Source organism: Enterobacter sp. Crenshaw (genome assembly GCF_024734705.1).
Taxonomy (GTDB): domain Bacteria; phylum Pseudomonadota; class Gammaproteobacteria; order Enterobacterales; family Enterobacteriaceae; genus Enterobacter; species Enterobacter asburiae_B.
This window is the reverse complement of record NZ_CP102932.1, coordinates 2,511,360-2,536,134: the sequence shown is the minus strand read 5'-3', so window position 1 is coordinate 2,536,134 and position 24,775 is coordinate 2,511,360. Positions and strand designations below refer to the sequence as shown.

The window sequence follows — 24,775 nt, the reverse complement described above, 5'->3', positions numbered from 1 at the left end:
CTCACAATATTGCGCTGAGCTGCTTTGCAATCACCTTTTTCTCCTTTCTGGTCCGTTGACAGATATTTTTCATGGGAGTAGATTGCCACTCCGTGGGACCGCTACCATGGAAAATGAAATGAATACAAAAATTAAAGAACTCATTAATCTTGTTTACGGGGAAACGTTTTCTGATGCCCATCTTAATGTGCTGCTGGAAAATATTGGAAATGCCGCTTCTGTTATTACGGAAAAACGTAAAACGGGTTGGGATGAAAAAGACGTTGTCCTGATTACCTATGCCGATCAGTTTTCAGCGAAAGGGGAGAAGGCGCTACCGGTGTTTACACGTTTTTATAACAGGTGGCTTTCTCGTTCTTTTTCTCATGTTCATCTCTTGCCTTTTTATCCATGGTCTTCGGACGACGGTTTTTCTGTTATCGATTATCACGAGGTTGCACCGGAAACCGGAACGTGGCGAGACGTTGCTGAATTAAAACAGTCAGCCAGTTTAATGTTCGATTTCGTATGCAACCATATGTCAGCCAAAAGCAAATGGTTCGCTAATTACCTGAAGCAAATGCCAGGATATGAAGATTTCTTTATTTCTGTCGATCCTGAAACAGACTTATCCGCGGTGACGCGTCCGCGTGCCTTACCGCTTCTTACACCTTTCACGCTGCATGACGGCAGCGTGCGACACCTGTGGACCACCTTCAGCGAGGACCAGGTCGATCTCAATTTCGCCTCTCCGCAGGTGCTGATCGCGATGGTCGACGTGCTGCTGCATTACCTGATTGAAGGGGCGCGATACATTCGTCTGGATGCGGTGGGATTCATGTGGAAAATACCCGGAACAAACTGCATCCACCTTGAGCAAACCCACCAGCTCATCCAGCTTTTCCGCGCGATTACCGAGGCTGTCGCCCCTGGAACGGTGATTATTACCGAGACGAACGTTCCGCATAAAGATAACGTTGCTTACTTCGGTGACGGCGAAAATGAAGCGCAGATGGTTTATCAGTTCTCTTTGCCCCCGCTGGTGCTGCATGCGGTGCATTCTCAGGACGTCGGGACGCTGAGCCAGTGGGCAGCGTCGCTGACGTTGCCTTCCACGAAAACCACCTGGTTTAACTTCCTGGCCTCGCATGACGGGATTGGTCTGAATCCGTTACGCGGAATTTTACCCGAGTCGGAAATCCTCACGCTTGTGGAAAAACTTCAGGCTGAAGGGGCGTTGGTTAACTGGAAAAATAACCCGGATGGTACACGCAGTCCTTATGAAATTAATGTGACCTATCTGGATGCTTTAAGTACGCGTGACAGTCTTGATAGCCAACGGATTGCCCGGTTTAATCTGGCGCATGCCGTCCTTTTAAGCTTCCCCGGCGTGCCTGCGGTTTATATCCAGAGCATTCTCGGTTCCTGTAATGATTATGCAGGTGTTGAACGCCTGGGATATAACCGTGCGATTAATCGTGAGAAATACACGGCAGGAAAAATTGATGGCCTGCTTGAAGATAAAAATAGCCTGCGCTCTCAGGTCTATCTCTCGTTAAGCCAGTTAATCGCACTGCGTCGGGCGGAGAAAGCATTCCATCCTGACAGTGAAGCTTATTTCAGTGCGTCAGGTAAACATGTTTTAAAAATCGTTCGCGTGGCGGGTTGTGGTGAGAAAGTAACGGCGCTGTTTAATTTCAGTGACGGCATTCAAACGGTGGAATCCGATATTCATTCCGGAACGGAGTTGATTTCCGGGAAAGATATTACAGATAAAACGCTGACCCTATATCCATGGCAGGTGTTGTGGATTAAAGAAAACTAAAAAGGACCTTAAAAATGAAAATGCCCAGAATTGTGCTGATTTCAGCACTGGTTTCGTGCGCCTTGTTATCAGGATGCAAGGACGACAAAAAGTCTGCTGTCACCATTGAGTTTATGCACTCGTCAGTCGAGCAGGAGCGCCAGGCGGTTATCACGAAGCTTATCGAAAAGTTCGAGAAAGAGAACCCCGGCATCACGGTGAAACAGGTGCCGGTCGAAGAGGATGCCTACAACACCAAGGTTATTACGCTCGCCAGAACGGGCGCGCTGCCAGAGGTGATTGAAGTCAGCCATGACTACGCGAAAGTCATGGACAAGGAACAGCTGCTGGATCGCAAAGCTATCGGCGAAGCCATTAAAGCGGTAGGCGAGGACACCTTCTATGACGGCATCTTGCGTGTTGTTCGTACGGAAGACGGTTCTGCCTGGACGGGTGTGCCAGTCAGCGCCTGGCTATCCGGCGTCTGGTATCACAAAGATGCGCTGGCTGCGGCGGGTATCCAGGAGCCGCATAACTGGGCGCAGCTGCTGAAAGCCAGCCAGAGCCTTAACGACCCGGCCAAAAAACATTACGGCATTGCACTGCCCACCGCGGAAAGCGTGATGACGGAGCAGGCATTCTCCCAGTTTGCGCTTTCTGGCGGCGCGAACGTTTTTGATGCCAAAGGGAACGTTAACATCGATACCCCTGAAATGGCAAAAGCCCTGGCGTTTTATAAAGATCTGGCCGCGACCACCATGCCGGGTTCAAACGACGTCATGGAGATCAAAGATGCCTTCATGAACGGTTCTGCGCCGATGGCGGTTTACTCCACCTACATCCTTCCGGCGGTATTCCAGGACGGAAACCCTGCCAACCTGGGCTTCGTCGTCCCAACAGAAACCTCTTCTGCCGTTTACGGCATGGTCACGTCGCTGACGATTACCACCGGTCAAACCGAAGATGAGACCCAGGCGGCTGAAAAGTTTGTGACCTGGATGGAGCAGGCTCAAAACGCAACCGACTGGGTCATGATGTCGCCCGGCGCGGCACTGCCGGTGAACAAGCTGGTGGTGGGCACCGATACCTGGAAAAACAACGATGTGATTAAAGCGTTTGGGCAATTGCCTTACGAACTGATTGCGCAGTTCCCTAATGTGCAGGTGTTTGGCGCCGTGGGCGACAAAAACTTCACTCGCATGGGCGACGTTACCGGGTCCGGCATCATCAGTTCCATGGTGCATAACGTCACGGTGGGGAAAAAAGATCTCAGCAACACGCTTAGTGACAGCCAGAAGCGTTTGACCGATCTGATTTCACAACGATAGGAGCGCTCTGCGGAAGGAAATTATGAAGACGTTGTTTTCTGGTCGTTCAGATATGCCTTTCGCCATGCTGCTGTTGGCCCCCAGCCTGATTTTGCTGGGGGGCCTGGTGGCCTGGCCAATGATTTCCAATATTGAAATCAGTTTCTTACGTCTGCCGCTTAACCCGCGCATTAGCGCTGTGTTTGTCGGGCTGGATAATTACATTCGCATTCTCAGTGATGCAGCATTCTGGCACTCGCTGTGGATGACGTTCTGGTACACCGCACTGGTGGTGATCGGCAGCACGGGGTTGGGGCTGGCGGTGGCGATCTTCTTTAACCGTGAATTCCGTCTGCGGAAAACGGCACGTTCACTGGTGATTTTGTCCTACGTCACCCCGTCCATTTCGCTGGTTTTTGCATGGAAATACATGTTCAACAACGGCTACGGCATTGTGAACTATCTGGGCGTTGACCTGCTGCATCTGTATGACCAGGCGCCGCTGTGGTTCGACAATCCTGGCAGCAGCTTTGTACTGGTGGTGCTGTTCGCCATCTGGCGCTACTTCCCGTACGCGTTCATTTCGTTCCTCGCGATTTTGCAGACCATTGATAAGTCGCTGTATGAAGCGGCGGAAATGGACGGCGCGAATGCCTGGCAGCGTTTCCGAATCGTTACGCTGCCCGCGATTATGCCGGTGCTGGCAACGGTGGTGACGCTCCGCACTATCTGGATGTTCTACATGTTTGCGGATGTCTACCTGTTGACGACCAAGGTCGATATTTTGGGCGTCTACCTCTACAAAACCGCATTCGCTTTCAATGATTTGGGTAAGGCTGCGGCGATCTCCGTCGTGCTGTTCGTGATCATCTTCGCGGTGATTCTGCTGACCAGAAAAAGGGTAAACCTCAATGGCAACAAATAAACGCGTACTGAGCCGTATTGGTTTTTATCTCGGGCTGGCGGTGTTTCTGGTCATCACGCTGTTCCCGTTCTTCGTGATGCTGATGACGTCGTTTAAGAGTGCGAAAGAGGCGATATCGCTTAACCCGACCATTTTGCCGCAGGCGTGGACGCTACAGCATTACGTCGACATCTTTAACCCTCTGATTTTCCCGTTCGTGGACTATTTCAAAAACAGCATGGTGGTGTCGCTGACCTCCTCGGTGATTGCCGTATTTCTCGGCACGCTGGGGGCTTACGCCTTGTCCAAACTGCGTTTTAAGGGCCGCACGACGATCAATGCGAGTTTCTACACCGTCTACATGTTCTCCGGAATATTGCTGGTGGTGCCGCTGTTCAAAATCATCACTGCTCTTGGGATCTACGACACCGAGCTGGCGCTGATTATCACCATGGTGACCCAAACGTTACCGACAGCGGTGTTCATGCTGCGCAGCTATTTCGACACCATCCCGGACGAAATCGAAGAAGCCGCGATGATGGACGGCCTGAACCGCCTGCAAATCATCTTTCGCATCACCGTGCCGCTGGCGATTTCCGGGCTTGTATCGGTGTTTGTCTACTGCTTCATGGTGGCGTGGAACGACTATCTGTTTGCGTCCATTTTCCTGTCCAGCGCCAGCCATTTCACCTTGCCGGTCGGGCTGAACACGCTCTTTAGCACGCCAGATTATATCTGGGGTCGCATGATGGCGGCATCGCTGGTGACGGCGCTTCCGGTGGTCATCATGTACGCCCTGTCTGAACGTTTTATTAAAAGTGGTTTGACCGCCGGTGGCGTGAAGGGCTGAGGCGGCCAATTTTAACAAGGAGTCAGTCATGAAAAAATTAGTTGCGACAGCGCCTCGTGTAGCGGCGCTGGTGGAATATGAAGATCGTCCGGTTGCCGTCCATGAAGTGAAAATTCGCGCCCGCTTTGGCGCGCCGAAACACGGTACCGAAGTGGTGGATTTCCGCGCGGCAAGCCCGTTTATTGACGAAGAGTTCAACGCGGAGTGGCAGATGTTTACCCCGCGCGAAGAGGGTACGGCCCGCGGGATCGAATTCGGTAAGTTCCAGCTGGGCAATATGATTGTTGGCGAGATTATCGAATGCGGTGCTGACGTCACGGAATACCAGATCGGCGACAGCGTCTGCTGCTACGCACCGCTGCAGGAAACGGTGATCGTTAACGCGGTGAATAACTATAAGCTGCGCAAAATGCCGCAGGGCGCCTCCTGGAAAAACGCCGTTTGCTACGATCCGGCGCAGTTCGCCATGAGCGGCGTGCGTGATGCCAACGTTCGCGTGGGCGACTTTGTTGTCGTGGTCGGTCTGGGAGCCATTGGGCAAATTGCGATCCAGCTGGCCAAAAAAGCCGGTGCGTCAATCGTCATCGGCGTCGACCCTATCGAACACCGCTGTGAGATTGCCCGCCGTCATGGGGCTGACCACTGTCTGAACCCAATAGGCACCGATGTCGGTCTGGAAATCAAGAAGCTGACCGGGAAGCAGGGCGCGGACGTGATCATCGAAACCAGCGGCTTTGCAGATGCGCTGCAGTCCGCGCTGCGCGGGCTCGCCTATGGCGGCACTATCTCCTACGTAGCCTTCGCGAAACCGTTCGCGGAAGGCTTTAACCTCGGCCGCGAAGCGCATTTCAATAACGCGAAGATTGTCTTCTCCCGCGCCTGCAGCGAACCCAACCCGGATTACCCGCGCTGGAACCGTAAACGTATTGAAGAGACCTGCTGGGAACTGCTGATGAACGGCTATCTAAATTGTGAAGATCTCATCGACCCGGTCGTCACCTTCACCACCAGCCCGGAAAGCTACATGAAGTATGTCGATCAGCACCCGGAACTGAGCATCAAAATGGGCGTCACTTTTTAAGCTAAGGAAAGCAAAACATGAAAATCGCGACACAAAATCAGGCCTTTTTCCCGGTCAATATCAAGGAGAAATTCGAGTACATCAAAGCGATGGGTTTTGATGGCTACGAAATTGACGGCAAGCTGCTGGTGGAAAACCTCGCCGAGGTAAAAGCGGCGATTAAAGCCACCGGTCTGCCGGTGACGACGGCCTGCGGCGGATACGATGGCTGGATAGGCGACTTCATCGAAGAACGTCGTCTGAACGGGTTAAAGCAGATTGAACGTATCCTGGAAGCGCTGGCTGAAGTGGGCGGCAAGGGCATAATCGTGCCTGCTGCCTGGGGAATGTTTACCTTCCGCCTGCCGCCAATGACCTCCCCACGCAGCCTGGACGGTGACCGCAAAGCCGTAAGCGCCTCCCTGCGCTGGCTGGATGAGGTAGCGGCGCGCACCGGAACAACCGTCTACCTGGAGCCGCTGAACCGCTATCAGGATCACATGATCAACACCCTGGCTGATGCGCGTCGCTATATCGAAGAGAACGGCCTGAAGCACGTGCAGATCATCGGCGATTTCTATCATATGAACATCGAAGAAGACTCGCTGACGGATGCGCTGCATCAGCACCGCGATCTGCTGGGCCATGTGCACATCGCAGATAACCACCGCTACCAGCCGGGCAGCGGCAGCCTCGATTTTGCCAGCCTATTCGATCGGCTGCGTGCGGATAACTACCGGGGTTACGTGGTGTATGAATGCCGTGTTCGCGCCGAGGATCCGGCTCAGGCATACCGGGACTCGCTCACTTACTTGCGTAAATGCTAAGGATGACGAGCGTGATGAGTGCTTCTACACCTTCGCCTCTGCGCGTCGCCATCATTGGTGCCGGACAGGTCGCGGATAAAGTGCATGCCTCGTATTACGCCACGCGCAGTGATGTTCAGATGGTGGCTGTCATGGACAGCCATCCTGAACAGGCTCGGGCGTTTGCGGAACGTCATGGTATTTCCTCGGCATGGCAGGATGCGCGAGAGATGCTCGAGGCGGTTAAGCCGGATGTGGTGAGCGTCTGTTCGCCTAACCGGTTCCATTTCGGGCACGTCATGGCAGCGCTGGAAGCAGGCTGCCACGTGATGTGTGAAAAACCGCCTGCTATGACGCCGCAGGAGGCCGATCGGATGCGCATGGCCGCGCGCAAGGCGGGAAAAGTGCTGGCGTATGATTTTCACCATCGTTTTGCTCTCGATACGCAACTGCTGCGTGAAGCTGTGATAAAGGGGGAACTGGGCGAAATTTATTACACTACGGCGCAGGCGCTACGCCGCTGCGGGGTTCCCGGCTGGGGCGTCTTTACCAACAAAACGCTTCAGGGCGGTGGGCCGCTGATTGATATCGGCATCCATATGCTCGATGCCGCGATGTACGTGCTGGGGTTCCCGGCGGTAAAAAAGGTGACGGCACACAGCTTCCAGAGGCTGGGAAATCGTAAAAGCAGCGGCCAGTTTGGCGAGTGGGATCCCACGCAGTTTACCGTTGAAGATGCCCTGTTTGGCACCATTGAATTTTGCAACGGCGGCATTCTGCGTCTGGACACGTCGTTTGCGCTCAATATCCGTGAACAATCCATCATGAACGTCGCATTCTGCGGCGAAAAGGCTGGCGCCATGCTGTTCCCGGCGCACATCTACAACGACGAAGCCGGTACTTTAGTCACCCTCACGCAGCGTGAAGAGGCTGACGATCGGCGTCATATGCGCAGTATGGATGCCTTCGTACGGCATGTGCAGGGAGAACCCGTCATGATCGCTGATGCGGAGCAGGGGCTGGTTATCCAGCAGCTCGTCGCCGCGCTGTATGAATCAGCAGAAACAGGGGAAAGCGTGACGTTATGCTAAACGTGTCTGTATTAACCGACCCGGGCTTTTGTCCACACAGCCTGAATAAATACGCCTCCATCATGGCCTGCGGTAATGGCTACATGGGGATCCGCGCTGCGCACGAAGAAGATTACACCCAGCAAACCAGAGGCATGTATCTTGCGGGCCTCTATCATCGTGCTGGTCGCAACGAGACCACTGAGCTGATCAATCTGCCGGATATCATCGGTATCGATGTTGAGCTGGATGGCGTCAATTTCACGCTCCTGTCAGGCGAAATCCTCGAGTGGCAGCGCGAGCTGGCGTTTGCTAATGGCGAGCTTCGTCGCTGCGTCGTCTGGCGCTCGCCTGACGGGAAACGCTATCGTCTGGAGAGCCGTCGTTTTGTGTCGCTAGACCAGTTGCCCTTAGTGGCCATGCAGCTTTCGATTACACCGCTCGATGCCGCCACGCAGGCCGTGCTGCAAACCGGCATTGACGCAACGCAAACGAACAGCGGCAGACAGCATCTGGATGAAATGTCGGTCAGAGTGTTCGACCAGCAATATATGCAGGGCGTGTATGAAACGCAGGACCGCGCGTCTGAGATTGTTGTTTCAGCGTATTGTCAGCTCTCCGCGAAGAGCGACAGCTGTTTCACCGCCAAAAATCGTCGTCTCAGCGTTCATCATTCGCTGACGATTGCTAAGGGTGACACTGTCACGCTTGAAAAAATCGTCTGGGTGGCACATCGCAGTGATAAAGCACTGTCGCAGGCCTCGTTCGCCCGAAACGCGCTGGCCGATCTTAAGGTCTGTGCGGCAAGAGGCTACGACGCGTTGCTTGAGAGTTCGGCGTGTGCCTGGCAAGAGGTCTGGCGTAACGCTCGGGTGGAGGTGGACTCTACGGAACATCAGGATCAGATGGCGCTGGATTACGCCGTCTGGCATTTGACGACCATGACGCCAGCCCATGATGAGCGAAGCAGTATCGCCGCCAAAGGGCTGACGGGTGAGGGGTATAAAGGCCACGTCTTCTGGGATACCGAAATTTTCCTGCTGCCTTTCCATCTCTTCACCCGGCCCCAAATCGCCCGTAGCCTGCTGCGCTATCGTTGGCTCAACCTGGCCGGGGCGCGGGAAAAAGCCCGTCGCAACGGCTGGCCCGGCGCGTTGTTCCCATGGGAAAGCGCCGCCAGCGGGCTGGAAGAGACGCCGGAGTTCGCGGCTATCAACATCCGAACCGGTACGCGTCAGAAGGTGGCCTCCGCGCTGGCGGAACACCACATCGTGGCGGACATTGCCTGGGCCGTCGTCGCTTACTGGCAGGCGACGCACGATGATGCCTTTATGCGAAACGAAGGCCTGACGCTGCTGATGGAAACCGCCGCGTTCTGGATGGGCCGCGCGACGGAAATTAATGGTCGTCTCGAAATCCATGACGTTATCGGACCGGACGAATACACCGAGCATGTGAACAACAACGCGTATACCAACTATCTGGCCTGGCACAACGTCGCCTGCGCTCGCCAGTTTATGGCGATGTTTGGGCGCGAGGATGAAGGTTTTACGCAGAAAGCGACACGGTTCCTGACGTGCTTATGGCTGCCGGAGGCCAATTCAGACGGTGTGATCCCGCAGGATGATACCTTCATGGTCAAACCGGCCATTGATCTCAGCCGCTACAAAGCCAAAGCGGGTAAGCAGACCATTCTGCTCGATTATTCCCGCGCGGAAGTCAACGACATGCAGATCCTTAAGCAGGCTGATGTGGTGATGCTTACCTACCTGTTGCCGGAGCGGTTTACCCCGCAGCAGTGTGCCGCCAATCTGGCGTTCTATGAGCCCCGCACGATCCATGACTCTTCGCTGAGCAAGGCCATTCACGGCATTGTGACTGCCCGCTGTGGTGACGTCGAAGGTGCCTACGCCTTCTGGCGCGATGGCGTCGCCATCGATCTTGGGGACGACCCGCACAGCTGCGATGACGGAATTCACGCCGCTGCGACCGGCGCTATCTGGTCCGGCGTCATTCAGGGCTTTGCCGGTATGCAGATAGTGGATGGGGAGCTGCATCTTTCGCCCAGGTTGCCGGCCCACTGGCGAAGACTGGCATTCCCGCTGCGATGGCGGAATGCAACGCTGCACTTCACCTGTGAAAACGAGGTGTTAACCATTGAAGCTTCGGCACCTTCCATGCTGACGCTGTGGGGCAAGACGCTACACGTATCGGGGCGGACAGTTTGCGCTTATAAGGATTTTCTTGCACCTGTTAATGGGACCGCTACCACGGAGAGGCGCCATGACGCTTAAGGCGGTTGTATTCGATCTGGACGGTGTAATCACCGATACCGCACACCTCCATTTTCTGGCCTGGCGTGCAGTGGCGGATGAAATCGGCATCACCTTCGACGAAGTATTTAACGAACAGCTGAAGGGCATTAGCCGCATGGATTCCCTGCAGCGCATCCTGAAGCATGGCGGGAAAGAGGGAATGTTCAGCCATGAGCAGTGCCTCGCGCTGGCGACGAAAAAGAACGCGCTCTATGTCCAGTCTCTGGCGTCGCTGACGGAGGATTCACTGCTTCCGGGTATTCGCGACGTGCTGGCGGATATCCGTGCGGCGAAGGTCAAAATTGGGCTCGCCTCCGTATCCCTGAATGCCCCGGGGATCCTGCACGCGCTGGGCATTCATCAGGCCTTCGATTTTTGCGCCGATGCTTCCCGTATTCGCCGCTCAAAGCCAGACCCGGAGATCTTCCTTGCTGCCTGTGCAGGCCTGAATGTGCGTCCTGACGAGGCTATAGGTATCGAAGATGCACCTGCAGGCGTTGAGGCGATCAACGCGGCGGGAATGCTATCGGTTGGGATTGGATCTGGCCTGAACCATGCGGGTTTACAACTTCATTCAACGCGGGAACTGACCTGGAAATGCCTGACCGAGTTTTGGGCATCCCGGACGTATTGATAAGGAATTAACAATGGCTCAACTGTCCCTGAAACACATTCAGAAAATCTATGATAACCAGGTCCACGTGGTTAAGGATTTCAGTCTCGAAATCGAAGACAAGGAGTTCATCGTCTTCGTCGGGCCTTCGGGCTGCGGTAAATCCACGACGCTGCGCATGATTGCCGGTCTGGAGGAGATCAGCGCGGGTGAACTGATTATTGACGGGGTGTGCATGAATGACGTGCCCGCCAAGTCACGCGATATCGCGATGGTGTTCCAGAACTATGCGCTTTATCCGCATATGACGGTCTACGACAACATGGCGTTCGGCCTCAAGATGCAAAAAATTGCGCCTGTGGTTATCGACGAGCGCGTTAACTGGGCGGCACAGATCCTCGGATTACGCGAGTACCTCAAGCGTAAACCGGGCGCGCTGTCCGGCGGTCAGCGACAGCGCGTGGCGTTGGGCAGGGCGATCGTGCGCGAAGCGGGTGTGTTCCTGATGGATGAACCGCTTTCCAACCTTGATGCCAAGCTTCGCGTACAGATGCGCGCTGAAATCAGCAAGCTGCACCAGAAGCTCAACACCACGATGATTTACGTGACCCACGACCAGACGGAAGCCATGACGATGGCGACCCGCATCGTGATCTTAAAAGACGGCATTATTCAGCAGGTCGGCGCTCCGAAGCAGGTATACAACGAACCGGCAAATATGTTTGTTGCTGGGTTTATTGGATCGCCAGCCATGAACTTTATTCGCGGTGCTATCGACGATCGCTATTTCGTCACGGAAACGCTGCGTCTGGCGATCCCGGAAGACAAGCTCGCTTCACTGAATGCCGCAGGGTATCAGCGCAAAGCGGTGGTATTTGGGATCCGCCCGGAAGATATTCTCACTTTGCAGAGCAGTGGTAATAATATCGCGGCGAAAGTCAGCGTAGCCGAACTGACCGGCGCGGAATTCATGCTTTACGCCACCGTTGGCGGTCATGAGCTGGTGGTTCGCGCTGGCGCGGCGAATGATTATGCCGCAGGGGATAATATCAATATCCAGTTCGATATGAATAAGTGCCATTTCTTCGACGCTGAAACCGAAGCGGCTATTAGATAAGAAAGGTGTTCGCCGGAAATGCAAATTTCCGGTTTTTTTGTTTGTTACTTATAAAGGGAAAATTAAATGAGTACTCTACTAAGAAGTGCTGCGCTCGTTCTGTGCGCAGGAGTTAGCTGTGCACAAGCATCAGAAGCAGCTAAACAGTGGGAATTTAATATTGGCGCAATGTATGAAATCGAAAACGTCGAGGGGCAGGGCGACGATAAAGATGGATTATATGAACCTTCCTTGTGGTTTAATGCAACCTGGGATGCGTGGACTATTTCGCTGGCGATGTATCAGGAGGGGCCGGTTGATTACAGCAGTATGACCCGTGGAACCTATTTCGATCGTCCTGAATTTCAATTACGCTATCGCTTTATCGGAACCGATAATTTCACCTTCGGTCTGACCGGCGGTTTCCGTAATTATGGTTATCACTTTAAAGATGAGCACGGTGCCAAAGACGGCAGCGCTAATATGCAGCGCTACAAAGTTCAGCCTGACTGGGATATTAAATTAACCGACGACTGGCGTTTTGGCGGCTGGTTTGCCATGTATCAGTTTGCGAACGATCTGCAAAAAACCGGCTATGCTGACAGCCGCGTTGAAACCGAAACGGGCTTTACCTGGACCATTAACGAAACCTTTGCTGCTAAAGTGAATTATTATTTAGAGCGCGGCTTCAATATGGACAGTTCCCGTAATAACGGCGAGTTTTCTACTCAGGAAATTCGTGCCTATCTGCCCATTTCGTTAGGCCAGACCACCTTAACGCCTTATACCCGTCTGGGGCTCGATCGCTGGTCGAACTGGGACTGGCAGGACGATCCTGAGCGTGAAGGACACGATTTCAACCGACTCGGTCTCCTCTACGCTTACGATTTCAATAATGGTTTATCCATGACGCTGGAATACGCCTATGAGTGGGAAAACCACGATGAAGGCGAGAGCGACCGCTTCCACTATGCGGGGGTTGGCGTAAACTACGCGTTCTGACCGACTGCACGCCAGGGGCACTTCGCCCCTGGTTTTAGCGAAGGGAAGCAGCCAACAAAAAGTGGGTATCAACCAGCACTTTTTGCGGGGCGGGATGACCCGCAATACGCCTGAAAAGAAGATCGCAGCTCTCTTCCCCCAGTTTTCGGGTGGGGATATCATAGCCGCCAGGCGAGGGAGTTAAAATGAGAGACAGCATCGGGTCACTGTATCCGGCTATCACCACCTGCTCCGGGATCATCAGGTTCAACTCATCCGCCGCGCGATAGAGGCTAAGTAACTTCATGCTGTCGGTAGCGAATACCGCATCAGGCGGCGTGGGTGAAGACAACAATTCCAGCGCTGCCGTAAGCGCACTCTCATGGGTATAACCGCCATCCCTGATCCAGTCCGGGTTAAGGGCAATATGGTGCTTTTCCAGACTGGCTTTATAGCCCGCAAGGCGATCGATCGAAACATGATAATCAAGCGGGGCATGCAGACAGGCAATTTTACGGCGTCCGTTTTTAATAAAGGTTTCGGTCAGCGTGGCGCTGTCATGGAAATTATCCGTGTCGACGGAATAGATATTTTGATACTCACCTTCCACTTTACCGATAACCACTACCGGTACGCCATACGCATCCAGCGTGGTGAAAAAGGATTCATTTGCCGGTGAGCTCAGCATAATGATCCCTTTGATCATCTTCTGTTTTATTTTACTCACGCATTTCAGCAAATCATCTTCGCTGCTTTTTGACGTTTGTAAAATAACGTCAAATCCTTCTTCTTCCGCTTTTGCCGTAATGGCATGCAGGACATCGGAAAAAAAAGGATTACCGGCAGTGGTTTTGGTTGAACGAGTCGAAATAACCATAATGGCATCGAAGCCTGAAGAGGTCAGGGCGCGGGCCAGTTTGTTGGGCTGATAATTTAATTCGTCAATCGCCTTCAGCACTTTTTCACGCGCTTCGGGAGAAATATTCGTTTGTTTATTCAGAACGCGGGAAACGGTTGATTTCGATACGCCCGCAACCCGTGCGATATCATAGATGGTGGGTGACATACACCTTACTCACTCCGGAATGACAGCAATACCGTTCATCTTACTGGAGAGAAAACGGCAATAGCAATAAATAAGAATTGATAATCAACGATCTGCCCCCATTTATTGTATTCTGAAGCCATGCATTCAAGGCTTCCAGGCAACGAAGGACGGCGATGAAGCGACTTAAAAACGAAATCAATTCACTGGTGAACCGCGGCGTTGACCGTCATCTGCGTCTGGCCGTGACGGGGCTGAGCCGCAGCGGTAAGACGGCGTTTATCACCGCGATGGTGAACCAGCTCCTGAACCTGCACGCCGGGGCGCGTCTGCCGCTGCTCAGCGCGGTGCGGGAAGAACGCCTGCTGGGCGTGAAGCGCGTTCCTCAGCGTGATTTTGGGATTCCACGTTTTACCTATGACGAAGGGCTGGCGCAGCTCTATGGCGATCCGCCCATGTGGCCGACGCCGACGCGAGGGGTGAGTGAAATTCGCCTCGCGCTCCGCTTTCGCTCCAATGAATCCCTGATGCGCCACTTCAAGGATACTTCTACGCTGTACCTTGAAATCGTCGATTACCCCGGTGAATGGTTGCTCGACCTGCCGATGCTGGCGCAGGATTACCTCAGCTGGTCCCGCCAGATGACGGGCTTGTTACAGGGGCAGCGCGCCGGGTGGTCGGCCAAATGGCGACAGCTGTGCGAAGGCCTGGACCCGCTTGCGCCGGCCGATGAAAACCGTCTGGCGGCCATTGCCGAATCCTGGACGGCGTATCTGCACCAGTGCAAACAGGAAGGGTTGCACTTCATTCAGCCGGGTCGCTTTGTCCTGCCGGGTGATTTAGCGGGCGCGCCTGCGCTTCAGTTCTTCCCCTGGCCGGACGTGGATGGGGTGGGCGAGTCGAAGCTGGCGCAGGCCGACAGGCACACTAACGCCGGGATGCTGCGCGAGCGTTACAATTATTACTGTGAAAAAGTGGTCAAGGGATTCTATAAAAACCATTTCTTGCGATTTGACCGTCAGATTGTGCTGGTGGATTGTCTGCAGCCGCTCAACAGCGGGCCGCAGGCCTTCAACGATATGCGCCTGGCGCTGACGCAGCTGATGCAAAGTTTTCACTACGGGCAGCGGACGCTGTTTCGCCGTCTGTTCTCACCGGTGATCGATAAACTGCTCTTTGCGGCCACCAAGGCCGATCACGTCACGGTCGACCAGCATGCCAATATGGTATCGCTGCTGCAGCAGCTGGTGCAGGACGCCTGGCAAAACGCCGCCTTCGAAGGGATCGGCATGGATTGCCTTGGGCTTGCGTCCGTGCAGGCAACGCAAAGCGGGCTGATTGATCTTAACGGCGAGAAAATACCGGCATTACGCGGGAACCGGCTCAGCGACGGTGAACCGCTTACCGTCTATCCGGGCGAAGTGCCTGCGCGGCTGCCGGGTCAGGCCTTCTGGCAGAATCAGGGTTTCCAGTTTGAAGCCTTCCGCCCGCAGGCAATGAGCGTCGATAGGCCATTACCACACATCCGTCTGGATGCGGCGCTGGAGTTTTTGATTGGAGATAAATTGCGATGACGGAACCGTTAAAACCGCGCATAGACTTTACCGGAACGCTTGAGCAGGATCCTCAGGAGGCGTTCAAAACCGCGCAGACGTTCAGCGGCACGCAGGCTGATAACTTTGCTCCGGCCCTGACAGAGGAGCCCGGCGTCGAGGAAGGTCCGGCAGAGGCGGTTGTGGAAGCCGCCCTGCGTCCAAAACGCAGCCTGTGGCGCAGGATGGTCACCGCCGGTCTGGCGCTGTTTGGCGTAAGCGTGGTTGGGCAGGGCGTGCAGTGGACGATGAATGCCTGGCAAACTCAGGACTGGGTCGCGCTGGGCGGATGTGCCGCGGGCGCGCTGATTGTAGGGGCGGGTATCGGGTCGGTTGCCACCGAGTGGCGGCGGCTCTGGCGTTTGCGCCAGCGAGCACACGAGCGTGATGAAGCGCGGGATCTGCTCCACAGTCACGGCACCGGCAAAGGCCGCGCGTTCTGTGAAAAGCTGGCCAGCCAGGCCGGAATCGATCAGTCGCATCCGGCGCTTCAGCGCTGGTATGCCGCCATCCATGAAACCCAGAATGACCGGGAAGTGGTGACGCTCTATTCCCATATAGTTCAGCCGGTGCTGGATGCCCAGGCGCGACGCGAGATCAGCCGCTCTGCGGCGGAATCCACCCTGATGATTGCCGTCAGCCCGCTGGCGCTGGTCGATATGGCCTTTATCGCCTGGCGTAACCTGCGCCTGATCAACCGTATCGCGAACCTTTACGGCATAGAGCTGGGTTACTACAGTCGACTCCGGCTGTTCAAGCTGGTCCTGCTCAATATCGCGTTTGCCGGGGCGAGTGAACTGGTGCGCGAAGTCGGAATGGACTGGATGTCGCAGGATCTGGCGGCGCGTCTTTCCGCTCGTGCCGCCCAGGGTATCGGCGCGGGATTATTGACCGCGCGTTTGGGGATTAAAGCGATGGAAGTCTGCCGTCCGCTGCCGTGGATTGATGGCGATAAGCCCCGGCTGGGGGATTTCAGGCGCGAGCTGATCGGCCAGCTTAAAGAGACGCTCAATAAAAAACCGGCTCCGTGAGGTTTTGTTCACTTATCGTGCTGGCTGTCAATATTTGTTGACAGCCATCTTCCCGATCACCGTGTTCTGGCATATCATTTTACTGTTATTGGCTTAAAACGGTGAATTTCCCATGCGTCTTGAAGTCTTCTGTGAAGACCGTCTCGGTCTGACCCGCGAGTTACTCGATCTTCTTGTTTTACGTAGCATTGATTTACGTGGCATTGAGATCGATCCTGTCGGGCGAATTTACCTCAATTTTGCCGAAATTGAATTTAATACCTTCAGCAGCCTGATGGCGGAAATCCGCCGTATCGCTGGCGTTACGGATGTACGCACCATTCCCTGGATGCCCTCTGAGCGTGAGCATCTGGCGCTGAGCGCGCTGCTGGAAGCGATGCCTGAGCCGTTCCTCTCCCTGGATTTGAAAAGCAAAGTTGAGCGCGTTAACCACGCGAGCTGCCAGCTTTTCGCGCAGAGCCAGGAGAAGCTCAGCAATCATAACGCCGCGCAGCTGATCCCCGGCTTTAACTTCCAGCGCTGGCTGGACAGCAATCCGCAGAACACGCTTAGCGAGCATGTGGTGATTAACGGGCAAAATTTCCTGATGGAGATCACGCCGGTCTATCTGAAAGGGGAAGGGAATACCCGCGTGTTGACCGGGGCGGTGATTATGCTGCGCTCAACGTTACGCATGGGGCGCCAGCTGCAAAACCTCTCCAGTCAGGATGTCGGCGCGTTCAGCCAGATTATTGCCGTCAGCCCGAAAATGCGTCATGTGGTTGACCAGGCGCGCAAGCTCGCAAGCCTGACCGCGCCGCTGCTGATTACCGGGGATACCGGCACCGGGAAAGACCTGCTGGCTCACGCCGTGCATCTGGCGAGCCCGCGTGCGGCTAAGCCTTATCTGGCACTTAACTGCGCCTCTATTCCGGAAGATGCCGTTGAAAGCGAGCTGTTTGGTCACGCGCCGGAAGGCAAGAAAGGGTTCTTCGAGCAGGCTAACGGTGGCTCCGTGCTGCTGGACGAAATCGGCGAAATGTCGCCGCGCATGCAGGCTAAGCTTCTGCGTTTCCTGAACGACGGAACCTTCCGCCGCGTCGGTGAGGATCACGAAGTGCATGTGGACGTGCGCGTCATTTGCGCCACCCAGAAAAACCTGGTGGAACTGGTGCAAAAGGGGATCTTCCGCGAAGATCTCTATTACCGTCTCAACGTCCTGACGCTGAATATTCCCCCGCTTCGCGATTGCCCGCAGGACATCATGCCGCTCACGGAGCTGTTCGTCGCCCGCTTTGCCGACGAGCAGGGGGTGCCGCGTCCGAAGCTGTCTGCCGATCTCGGCACGGTGCTCATGCGCTACGGCTGGCCGGGCAACATTCGCCAGCTTAAAAACGCCGTTTATCGTGCGCTGACCCAGCTGGAAGGCTATGAACTGCGTCCGCAGGATATTCTGTTGCCTGATTACGACGCGGGGACGGTATCGGTCGGCGAAGAGGCGATGGAAGGTTCGCTGGACGATATCACCAGCCGTTTTGAGCGTTCAGTGCTGACGCAGCTGTACCGCAGCTATCCCAGCACCCGCAAGCTGGCAAAACGCCTTGGCGTCTCGCATACCGCGATCGCGAACAAGCTGCGTGAGTATGGGTTGAATCATAAGAAAGGCGACGAATAACAAAAAGCCTCTGTAAAGAGGCTTTTTACTTTATGGTTATTCCTTCGCCATAGGCGTGTTAACGATGTCTGTTTTTGTCTCTCCCTGAATCGATGCAATCCTGTTTTCGACCTCTTTCACCTGCTGCGGGCTGTGCAGCAGGGTATAGGTCAGGTCAAACTGCGCGCTGGCACCGGGCTGCAGCTGCTTAACCCGCTTCTGCTCGCGTTCAATCGTAACGGGGTAGGCGTAGCTGGTGCCTGGCTCAATGCCCGTGACGTAGCCCTGCTTCAGCGTGTCGGTGTTCTTCCATAAGGTCAGCACGGGCAGCTGGCGGGTATCAAACTGGATTGACGCGCCTTTATCTCCGGCTTTATTGACCACCGCCGCAAGCGTTTCGTGGTTATTGTCCGCGAGCGGTTTAATGTTAAAGACCATCTCATCAAAGCCTTTTGTCGGCCCGGCATAGGTTTGCCAGTCGTTAACGCCCGCCTTGGCGTAGTCATTGAACGGGCTCACGCTCGCCGCCGGCGCAAGGAAGCGGGCGCCTTCTTCGAGGATCGGCGTGCCGAAGTTGCTGTGATAGATGATTTGGTAATCATGAGGGTAATCCGCATGGTTGGTCAGAACATCATGCAGACTGAACTGGTTGGTTCCGGGAACGTAGCGCAGTTCGGTCATGGTTTGCAGATCCGATTTTTTAAACGTGCTCTCTTTGATCAAACCCCGAACGCGGATCTCATGCGGGGCGGCATCGGCGATTTCAACCTCGACCTGCGAAACGGGGGTATTACCGGCCCTGCCGTGCAGGGTGTAAATTTGCCCGTCAGCGGTGACCGGATGTCCTGTCCACTCATAGCCACAGCGCACCATCATCTCGTTGAAACCATCCAGCCAGCCGAGACCGTTGCGGCTCTCAAGATTGATATATGCCGGATTAACGACCTCTTTAACGGGCGAATTCCACCCCAGTCGGGTACCAAAGCCTTCTACATGCAGAAGGTTCATCCCGCGGGTCGGGCTCAGGGTAATTGTCAGGCCGTCTTTACTGCTGATTATGATGACTTTGCTGCCTTCCTGTTTACCACCGTGCAAGACTTTTTGCTCAATGCTGAACGTTTGGTCTTTAACTTTCAGCTCATCACTGGAAATCTTCCAGTTTCCTTTCTCTACGCTGCTTTCAGCGCTTGTCAGCACCCAGGTTTTGGCCGCTGCATGGCCAGAAATCAGTACCGCAAGGAGCGTAAAAGCGAATTTAATTTTCATATTTTATCCTTTTTGCTGAAACGATTATTTTCTTTCGTAAGCAAATCTAATGTTTAGGCAAAAAGGGAAATGTGATGTGCTTCACTGCGGTCGAAAATAGAGAATTTTAACGATTATTATGCGTTATTGATCACGTTAATGTTACGCGTCGACGTTTTTATTGCATGACTAATGTGATTTGTGAGCATTTATGCTTTAACGATTCAGCTTTATTATAATAAAAAACCCCGCCGCGGCGAGGTTGAGAATAAGTTGTATAGAATGCTAAGTACTTATTATGCTTTCAGCACGTCCAGCGCGGCAGTGTAATCCGGCTCGGTGGTGATTTCGTTAACCAGTTCGCTGAAGACAACGGTGTCGTTTTCATCCAGAACCAGTACGGCACGTGCCGCCAGACCTTTCAGTGGGCCTTCCGCGATGCTGACGCCGTATTTCTCGAGGAAATCTGCGCTGCGCAGGGTGGAGAGGGTGATAACGTTGCTCAGGCCTTCAGCACCGCAGAAACGGGACTGGGCAAACGGCAGGTCAGCGGAAATGCACAGCACAACGGTGTTGTCCATTTCAGTCGCCAGCTGGTTGAATTTACGCACGGACGCGGCACAAACGCCGGTATCAATGCTTGGGAAAATGTTCAGTACTTTGCGTTTACCCGCAAACTGAGCCAGTGTGACGTCAGACAGATCTTTAGCCACCAGAGTAAAAGCCTGCGCTTTGCTGCCAGCCTGCGGAATGGAACCTGCAACAGCAACCGGGTTGCCCTGGAAATGAACGAGTTGTGACATAGATATCTTCCTGTTTACATATAGTTAACGTCGGGGCTAGTGTATGCCATCAGCGGATAACACGGCAAACCAAATTTTTCGCCTTTCCGGGCCGCAAGGAGTCAGTGATGAGAAGCGTTAAGGTCTATGAAGAAGCCTGGCCATTGCATACCCCGTTTGTGATCTCCCGCGGCAGTCGAAGTGAAGCCAGCGTGGTCGTGGTTGAAATTGAAGAAGAGGGGGTTAAAGGCGTTGGGGAATGTACGCCTTACCCGCGCTATGGAGAAAGTCCTGCGTCGGTGATGGCGCATATCATGACCCTGGTGCCTGACCTGCAAAAAGGGCTCACGCGCGAGGCGTTACAGCAGCGTTTACCCGCCGGGGCTGCGCGCAACGCCATCGACTGTGCGCTCTGGAGCCTTGAGGCCGCCAGGCAGCAACAATCGCTGACGTCCTTGCTGGGGGTATCGCTGCCGGAGTCCGTCGTGACGGCGCAAACGGTCGTGATTGGTGAGCCGGAGCAGATGGCTGCCAGCGCAAAAGCGCTCTATGACGCAGGGGCCACGCTGTTAAAAGTGAAGCTCGACGATCGCCTGATCAGCGAGCGGATGGTCGCCATTCGCTCGGCGGTTCCCTCGGCCACGCTGATTGTTGACGCCAACGAGTCGTGGCATCCCGAGGGGCTTGCCGCGCGATGCCAGCTGCTGGCTGACCTGGGCGTGGCGATGCTGGAACAGCCTCTGCCAGCGAAGGATGATGCGGCGCTGAAGAATTTTATCCATCCGCTGCCCGTCTGTGCGGATGAAAGCTGTCATACCCGCGAGAATTTGAGCGCGCTTAAGGGCAGCTATGAGATGGTCAATATCAAGCTCGACAAGACCGGCGGGCTGACAGAAGCGCTGGCCCTGGCGGCGGAAGCGCAGGCGCAGGGCTTTTCCCTGATGCTGGGATGCATGCTCTGCACATCCCGGGCGATCGGCGCGGCGCTACCGCTGGTCAATCAGATCCGTTTCGCCGATCTGGATGGCCCGACGTGGCTGGCGGTCGACGTTTCACCGGCGCTTAATTTTACCAGCGGCGTGCTTCATCTTTGAGGCTGCCAGCGCAGTAGCTCCATCATCGCGTTTAAGTATTTTTCGCTGGCTTCGTCGGAGGAAATCCGCGGGAATTCAGCGGTGATGCAGGGCAGGCTCAAATCGGCGCACCAGCTTCCGAACGATCCGGGTGTTTCATAGCCCACGCTGGTGACGAGCGGCAGGGCGAAAGCCTGCGCCAGCCACGCGCCCAGTTCGGAGTGACGCGGATCTTCAATGCAGGCCAGCGGATCGTGGAAGGAGACAACCCAGGCGGGGTGGATCTTATGGATAAGCTGGCACAGCGCCTGCGTTTCCGGCTCCGAGCCGGGCTTGTCTCCCGTCAGCAGCACCACGTCCCGCTCCTCGGCGGAGCTGTTCCAGCGATAAACCGTTTCTCCGGCGCGCCAGTTTGCCGCCGGGAAATTACGGTTCAGGTCAACGCCCCTCGCATTCGCCCGTAATCCAAGCTGACAGCCGTCCGGATTGACGGCAAGAATCACGTGGTGACGGCGCAATGAAGGCGTCAGCGTCCGCAGCGCGCAGGAAAGCGTGACGATGGACGAGTTCTCATCTCCGTGCGTGCCGGCAATGATCAAACCGCTGCTGCGATCGGCATCGGGCGCCGGGAACCAGATCAGCGATGCGCCTAAAAATGAGCGGCCATATTGCTCAGCGCCCGGCGGAAAGGCCCCACGCTCCGCTCGTGGTCGGGTGATTGCCATACGAAATCCTGATAAAGAAGTCTCTACTGGCAGTGTTGTGCAAAACCCGCTGTTAATCAAATAGTTTCCGTAACGCTTGAGAATTGCCTTAAATCACTATTCAGGCGTAAGGTATTTGCATTTCTCTGTTTCGAAACAAATAATTACGCATCTGCTTGTTACCTGAATTCATCAAAGGGGATCTTATGAAGCATCCTGTTTCGCGTCTCTGCGCTGCACTGTACCTGTGCGGACTCTCTACACTCTCGTACGCTGCTGATGTGCCTCAGGGCACGGTACTGGCGCAAAAACAGGAGCTGGTCAGGCATATTAAAGACGAGCCGGCTTCGCTCGATCCGGCAAAAGCGGTGGGATTACCCGAGATTCAGGTGATTCGCGATCTTTTCGAAGGGCTGGTGAATCAGAACGAGAAAGGGGAACTGACCCCCGGCGTGGCGACGCGCTGGCAGAGCAACGATAACCGTATCTGGACGTTTACCCTGCGCGATAACGCGAAATGGTCTGACGGTACGCCCGTTACCGCGCAGGATTTTGTCTACAGCTGGCAGCGTCTGGTTGACCCGAAAACCACCTCTCCGTTTGCCTGGTTTGCGGCGCTGGCAGGCATCAACAACGCGCAGGCCATTATCGATGGCAAAGCGGCGCCAGATACCCTGGGCGTGACGGCGGTGGATGCCAGAACCTTACGCGTCCAGCTGGACAAACCGCTTCCCTGGTTTAGCAACCTGACGGCGAACTTTGCCTTCTATCCGGTGCAAAAAGCGAACGTTGAAAGCGGGAAAGAGTGGACGCGTCCGGGCGCCCTGGTGGGTAACGGCGCGTACGTCCTGAACGACCGGGTGGTGAATGAAAAACTGGTTGTCGTGCCGAATACGCACTACTGGGACAACGCGAAAACTGTCCTGCAAAAAGTGACCTTCATTCCGATTAATCAGGAATCGTCCGCCACTAAGCGCTATCTGGCGGGGGATATTGATATCACCGAATCGTTCCCGAAAAACATGTATCAGAAGCTCCTGAAGGACATTCCGGGACAGGTGTATACGCCGCCTCAGCTCGGGACATATTACTATGCGTTTAACACGCAAAAGGGCCCGACGGCCGATGCCCGGGTGCGTCTTGCGCTGAGCATGACTATCGATCGCCGCATTATGGCGGAAAAGGTATTAGGTACAGGCGAGAAGCCGGCCTGGCATTTCACCCCTGACGTGACGGCGGGCTTCACCCCTGAGCCTTCACCGTTCGAGCAGATGTCCCAGCAGGAGCTGAACGCTCAGGCGAAAACCTTGCTCCAGGCCGCAGGTTACGGCCCGCAGCGTCCGCTGAAGTTGACCCTTCTGTACAACACCTCGGAAAACCATCAGAAAATCGCCATTGCGGTGGCGTCCATGTGGAAGAAAAATCTCGGTGTGGACGTCAAACTGCAAAACCAGGAGTGGAAAACCTATATCGACAGCCGTAATACCGGCAATTTTGATGTGATCCGCGCGTCATGGGTAGGCGATTACAATGAGCCGTCGACCTTCCTGTCCCTGCTGACCTCCACCCACAGCGGCAATATCTCGCGTTTCAATGAGCCGGCCTACGATAAAATTATCCACCAGGCGACGCTGGAAACCACGGCGAAAGCGCGGAATACGGACTACAACATGGCGGAGAAAATCCTCATGGAGAAAGCGCCCATCGCGCCCATTTACCAGTACACCAATGGTCGCCTGATTAAGCCCTGGGTGAAAGGCTACCCCATCAATAACCCGGAAGACGTGGCGTATAGCCGGACGATGTTTATCGAGAAGCACTGATGTTTTATGAGGCCTGGCGCATTACTCGCGCCAGGTCTGCAAAACGCGGTACCGCTTCATTCGCTATGCGTGGCCCGATGCCGGGTCTCTGTTATTCTAACAGCGCATTAAACTTCGCCAGCCACTGCGGATGCGCGGGCCAGGCGGGAGCCGTCACCAGGTTACCGTCTACATGGGCCTGATCGATGCCGATAGCGGCGTAGTGTCCGCCGCTGAGACGGACTTCAGGCGCGCAGGCCGGGTAGGCGCTACAGGTTCGTCCTTTCAGAATCCCCGCGGCAGCAAGCAGCTGTGGTCCGTGGCACACTGCGGCAATCGGCTTACGCGCGGCGTCAAATGCCTGTACCAGCTTTAAGACGTCCTCATTTAACCGCAGATACTCGGGGGCTCTCCCGCCGGGGATGAGCAGCGCGTCGTAGTCCTGCTCCTTTACGGCTGAAAAATCGGCGTTGAGGGTAAAGCGGTGACCGGGCTTTTCGCTGTAGGTCTGAGCGCCGTCAAAGTCATGGATTGCCGTCATGATGTAATCGCCCTTCGGTTTGTCGGGGCAGACCGCATCCACCTGATGACCAATCATCTGCAACGCCTGAAAAGGCACCATGGTTTCGTAATCTTCGGCGTAATCGCCAACCAGCATCAGGATCTTCTTGCTCATCTTTCCTCACCTCTATCAATAAAGATGATTAAGATATAGCCTGGCGTGGCTGAATTGCCGGAAATAAAAAAGCCCGTCAGAGCACGGGCAACATAAGCAAATGAATAAGTGATTCGTTATCAACGTTGTTGGAGGATAACGCCGCGTATTTTACGCGGCTGTAAGGGAAGCAGATACCTGACATATTCGGTAGGTGAAACAAGCGATTAAACGTGCGTTACGGTGCGTCGAAGGTCGGGTAAAGGCTATTTTCCAGAAACTCGACGAGATACCAGATCTCACCGCTAAAAATAAACCAGAAGCCAAATATAATAAGGAGTAAAATAATTAAGGTGAGTATTATTTCTGTTTTTCCCATTGCGGCTTTTACCCACCTGACGCTAATTGTTTCGAGGTGGGCATTGTAG

Annotated in this window: 22 protein-coding genes; 16 read left to right on the top strand and 6 right to left on the bottom strand. The window is 54.7% G+C overall.

The genetic code is table 11. The annotated features are described in order from the left end of the window. Window positions 1–106: 106 nt before the first annotated feature. The 11 genes from NWV12_RS12135 to NWV12_RS12085 all read left to right on the top strand — a co-directional run bounded on the left by NWV12_RS12135 (window position 107) and on the right by NWV12_RS12085 (window position 12,806). Window positions 107–1,804, top strand: coding sequence for a sugar phosphorylase (locus NWV12_RS12135; protein ID WP_048979153.1), 1,698 nt, complete (start codon window positions 107–109; stop codon window positions 1,802–1,804). A gap of 14 nt (window positions 1,805–1,818) precedes the next feature. Further along, entirely contained in the window at window positions 1,819–3,111 is a 1,293-nt protein-coding gene (locus NWV12_RS12130; RefSeq protein ID WP_039262909.1) for an ABC transporter substrate-binding protein, read from the top strand. Window positions 3,112–3,133: 22 nt separating this feature from the next. Further along, window positions 3,134–4,015, top strand: a complete 882-nt coding sequence (locus tag NWV12_RS12125; protein ID WP_023312040.1) for a carbohydrate ABC transporter permease — start codon at window positions 3,134–3,136, stop codon at window positions 4,013–4,015. Continuing rightward, the gene (locus NWV12_RS12120; RefSeq protein ID WP_033145725.1) at window positions 4,002–4,844 is read left to right on the top strand and encodes a carbohydrate ABC transporter permease; all 843 of its coding nucleotides are present in this window, start codon (window positions 4,002–4,004) and stop codon (window positions 4,842–4,844) included. Before NWV12_RS12125 ends, NWV12_RS12120 begins: the two co-directional genes overlap by 14 nt. 28 nt (window positions 4,845–4,872) lie before the next feature. Further along, window positions 4,873–5,925 carry a zinc-binding alcohol dehydrogenase gene (locus tag NWV12_RS12115; RefSeq protein WP_048979154.1) on the top strand — a complete coding sequence of 351 codons (1,053 nt, stop codon included), beginning with the start codon at window positions 4,873–4,875 and terminating at the stop codon, window positions 5,923–5,925. A 17-nt stretch (window positions 5,926–5,942) separates the two neighbouring features. After that, the gene (locus NWV12_RS12110) at window positions 5,943–6,731 is read left to right on the top strand and encodes a sugar phosphate isomerase/epimerase (protein ID WP_048979155.1); all 789 of its coding nucleotides are present in this window, start codon (window positions 5,943–5,945) and stop codon (window positions 6,729–6,731) included. 11 nt (window positions 6,732–6,742) lie between these two features. Further along, window positions 6,743–7,801 carry a Gfo/Idh/MocA family protein gene (locus NWV12_RS12105; RefSeq protein WP_101744713.1) on the top strand — a complete coding sequence of 353 codons (1,059 nt, stop codon included), beginning with the start codon at window positions 6,743–6,745 and terminating at the stop codon, window positions 7,799–7,801. Continuing rightward, the gene (locus tag NWV12_RS12100) at window positions 7,795–10,074 is read left to right on the top strand and encodes a glycoside hydrolase family 65 protein (RefSeq protein WP_101744564.1); all 2,280 of its coding nucleotides are present in this window, start codon (window positions 7,795–7,797) and stop codon (window positions 10,072–10,074) included. The genes NWV12_RS12105 and NWV12_RS12100 overlap by 7 nt, the downstream gene beginning before the upstream one ends. Then, window positions 10,064–10,729, top strand: coding sequence for a beta-phosphoglucomutase (gene pgmB / locus NWV12_RS12095; RefSeq protein WP_047061000.1), 666 nt, complete (start codon window positions 10,064–10,066; stop codon window positions 10,727–10,729). The genes NWV12_RS12100 and pgmB overlap by 11 nt, the downstream gene beginning before the upstream one ends. Window positions 10,730–10,742: 13 nt before the next feature. Further along, window positions 10,743–11,825, top strand: a complete 1,083-nt coding sequence (locus NWV12_RS12090; protein WP_048979157.1) for an ABC transporter ATP-binding protein — start codon at window positions 10,743–10,745, stop codon at window positions 11,823–11,825. Between the two features lie 66 nt (window positions 11,826–11,891). After that, on the top strand, window positions 11,892–12,806 hold the full coding sequence (locus NWV12_RS12085; RefSeq protein WP_048979158.1) for an OmpG family monomeric porin: 915 nt from the start codon (window positions 11,892–11,894) through the stop codon (window positions 12,804–12,806). A gap of 34 nt (window positions 12,807–12,840) precedes the next feature. Here the strand turns inward: NWV12_RS12085 and NWV12_RS12080 are convergent, their stop codons facing one another. Continuing rightward, window positions 12,841–13,851, bottom strand: a complete 1,011-nt coding sequence (locus NWV12_RS12080; RefSeq protein WP_048979159.1) for a LacI family DNA-binding transcriptional regulator — start codon at window positions 13,849–13,851, stop codon at window positions 12,841–12,843. 155 nt (window positions 13,852–14,006) lie between these two features. On the opposite strand from NWV12_RS12080, the gene NWV12_RS12075 reads away from it, so the two are divergent. The 3 genes from NWV12_RS12075 (at window position 14,007) to tyrR (ending at window position 18,107) form a co-directional block, all read left to right on the top strand. Then, a complete protein-coding gene (locus NWV12_RS12075; protein WP_048976573.1) occupies window positions 14,007–15,404 on the top strand; it encodes a YcjX family protein in 1,398 nt (465 codons plus the stop codon). Continuing rightward, window positions 15,401–16,453 carry a YcjF family protein gene (locus tag NWV12_RS12070; protein ID WP_047651086.1) on the top strand — a complete coding sequence of 351 codons (1,053 nt, stop codon included), beginning with the start codon at window positions 15,401–15,403 and terminating at the stop codon, window positions 16,451–16,453. The genes NWV12_RS12075 and NWV12_RS12070 overlap by 4 nt, the downstream gene beginning before the upstream one ends. A gap of 112 nt (window positions 16,454–16,565) precedes the next feature. After that, window positions 16,566–18,107, top strand: a complete 1,542-nt coding sequence (tyrR, locus tag NWV12_RS12065; protein WP_023312028.1) for a transcriptional regulator TyrR — start codon at window positions 16,566–16,568, stop codon at window positions 18,105–18,107. 36 nt (window positions 18,108–18,143) lie between these two features. Here the strand turns inward: tyrR and NWV12_RS12060 are convergent, their stop codons facing one another. Both NWV12_RS12060 and tpx read right to left on the bottom strand, forming a co-directional pair. Next, window positions 18,144–19,352 (bottom strand): aldose 1-epimerase family protein, encoded by a 1,209-nt coding sequence (locus NWV12_RS12060; RefSeq protein ID WP_048979160.1) that lies wholly within the window; start codon window positions 19,350–19,352, stop codon window positions 18,144–18,146. Between the two features lie 275 nt (window positions 19,353–19,627). Next, window positions 19,628–20,134, bottom strand: coding sequence for a thiol peroxidase (gene tpx, locus NWV12_RS12055; protein ID WP_023335907.1), 507 nt, complete (start codon window positions 20,132–20,134; stop codon window positions 19,628–19,630). A 107-nt stretch (window positions 20,135–20,241) separates the two neighbouring features. Here tpx and ycjG point away from each other — a divergent pair, with 107 nt between their 5' ends. Then, a complete protein-coding gene (gene ycjG, locus NWV12_RS12050) occupies window positions 20,242–21,207 on the top strand; it encodes an L-Ala-D/L-Glu epimerase (RefSeq protein ID WP_048979161.1) in 966 nt (321 codons plus the stop codon). Here the strand turns inward: ycjG and mpaA are convergent. After that, on the bottom strand, window positions 21,198–21,911 hold the full coding sequence (gene mpaA, locus NWV12_RS12045; RefSeq protein ID WP_048979162.1) for a murein tripeptide amidase MpaA: 714 nt from the start codon (window positions 21,909–21,911) through the stop codon (window positions 21,198–21,200). The two genes, ycjG and mpaA, sit on opposite strands and share 10 nt — an antisense overlap. Before the next feature lie 185 nt (window positions 21,912–22,096). On the opposite strand from mpaA, the gene NWV12_RS12040 reads away from it, so the two are divergent. Continuing rightward, window positions 22,097–23,713, top strand: a complete 1,617-nt coding sequence (locus NWV12_RS12040) for an ABC transporter substrate-binding protein (RefSeq protein ID WP_048976577.1) — start codon at window positions 22,097–22,099, stop codon at window positions 23,711–23,713. A gap of 91 nt (window positions 23,714–23,804) precedes the next feature. On the opposite strand, the gene NWV12_RS12035 is transcribed toward NWV12_RS12040, so the two are convergent. Then, the gene (locus NWV12_RS12035) at window positions 23,805–24,368 is read right to left on the bottom strand and encodes a DJ-1/PfpI family protein (RefSeq protein WP_033145709.1); all 564 of its coding nucleotides are present in this window, start codon (window positions 24,366–24,368) and stop codon (window positions 23,805–23,807) included. 217 nt (window positions 24,369–24,585) lie between these two features. Then, complete coding sequence (locus NWV12_RS12030; RefSeq protein WP_021240268.1) at window positions 24,586–24,726, bottom strand: Ecr family regulatory small membrane protein; 141 nt, start codon at window positions 24,724–24,726, stop codon at window positions 24,586–24,588. Window positions 24,727–24,775 lie beyond the last annotated feature (49 nt).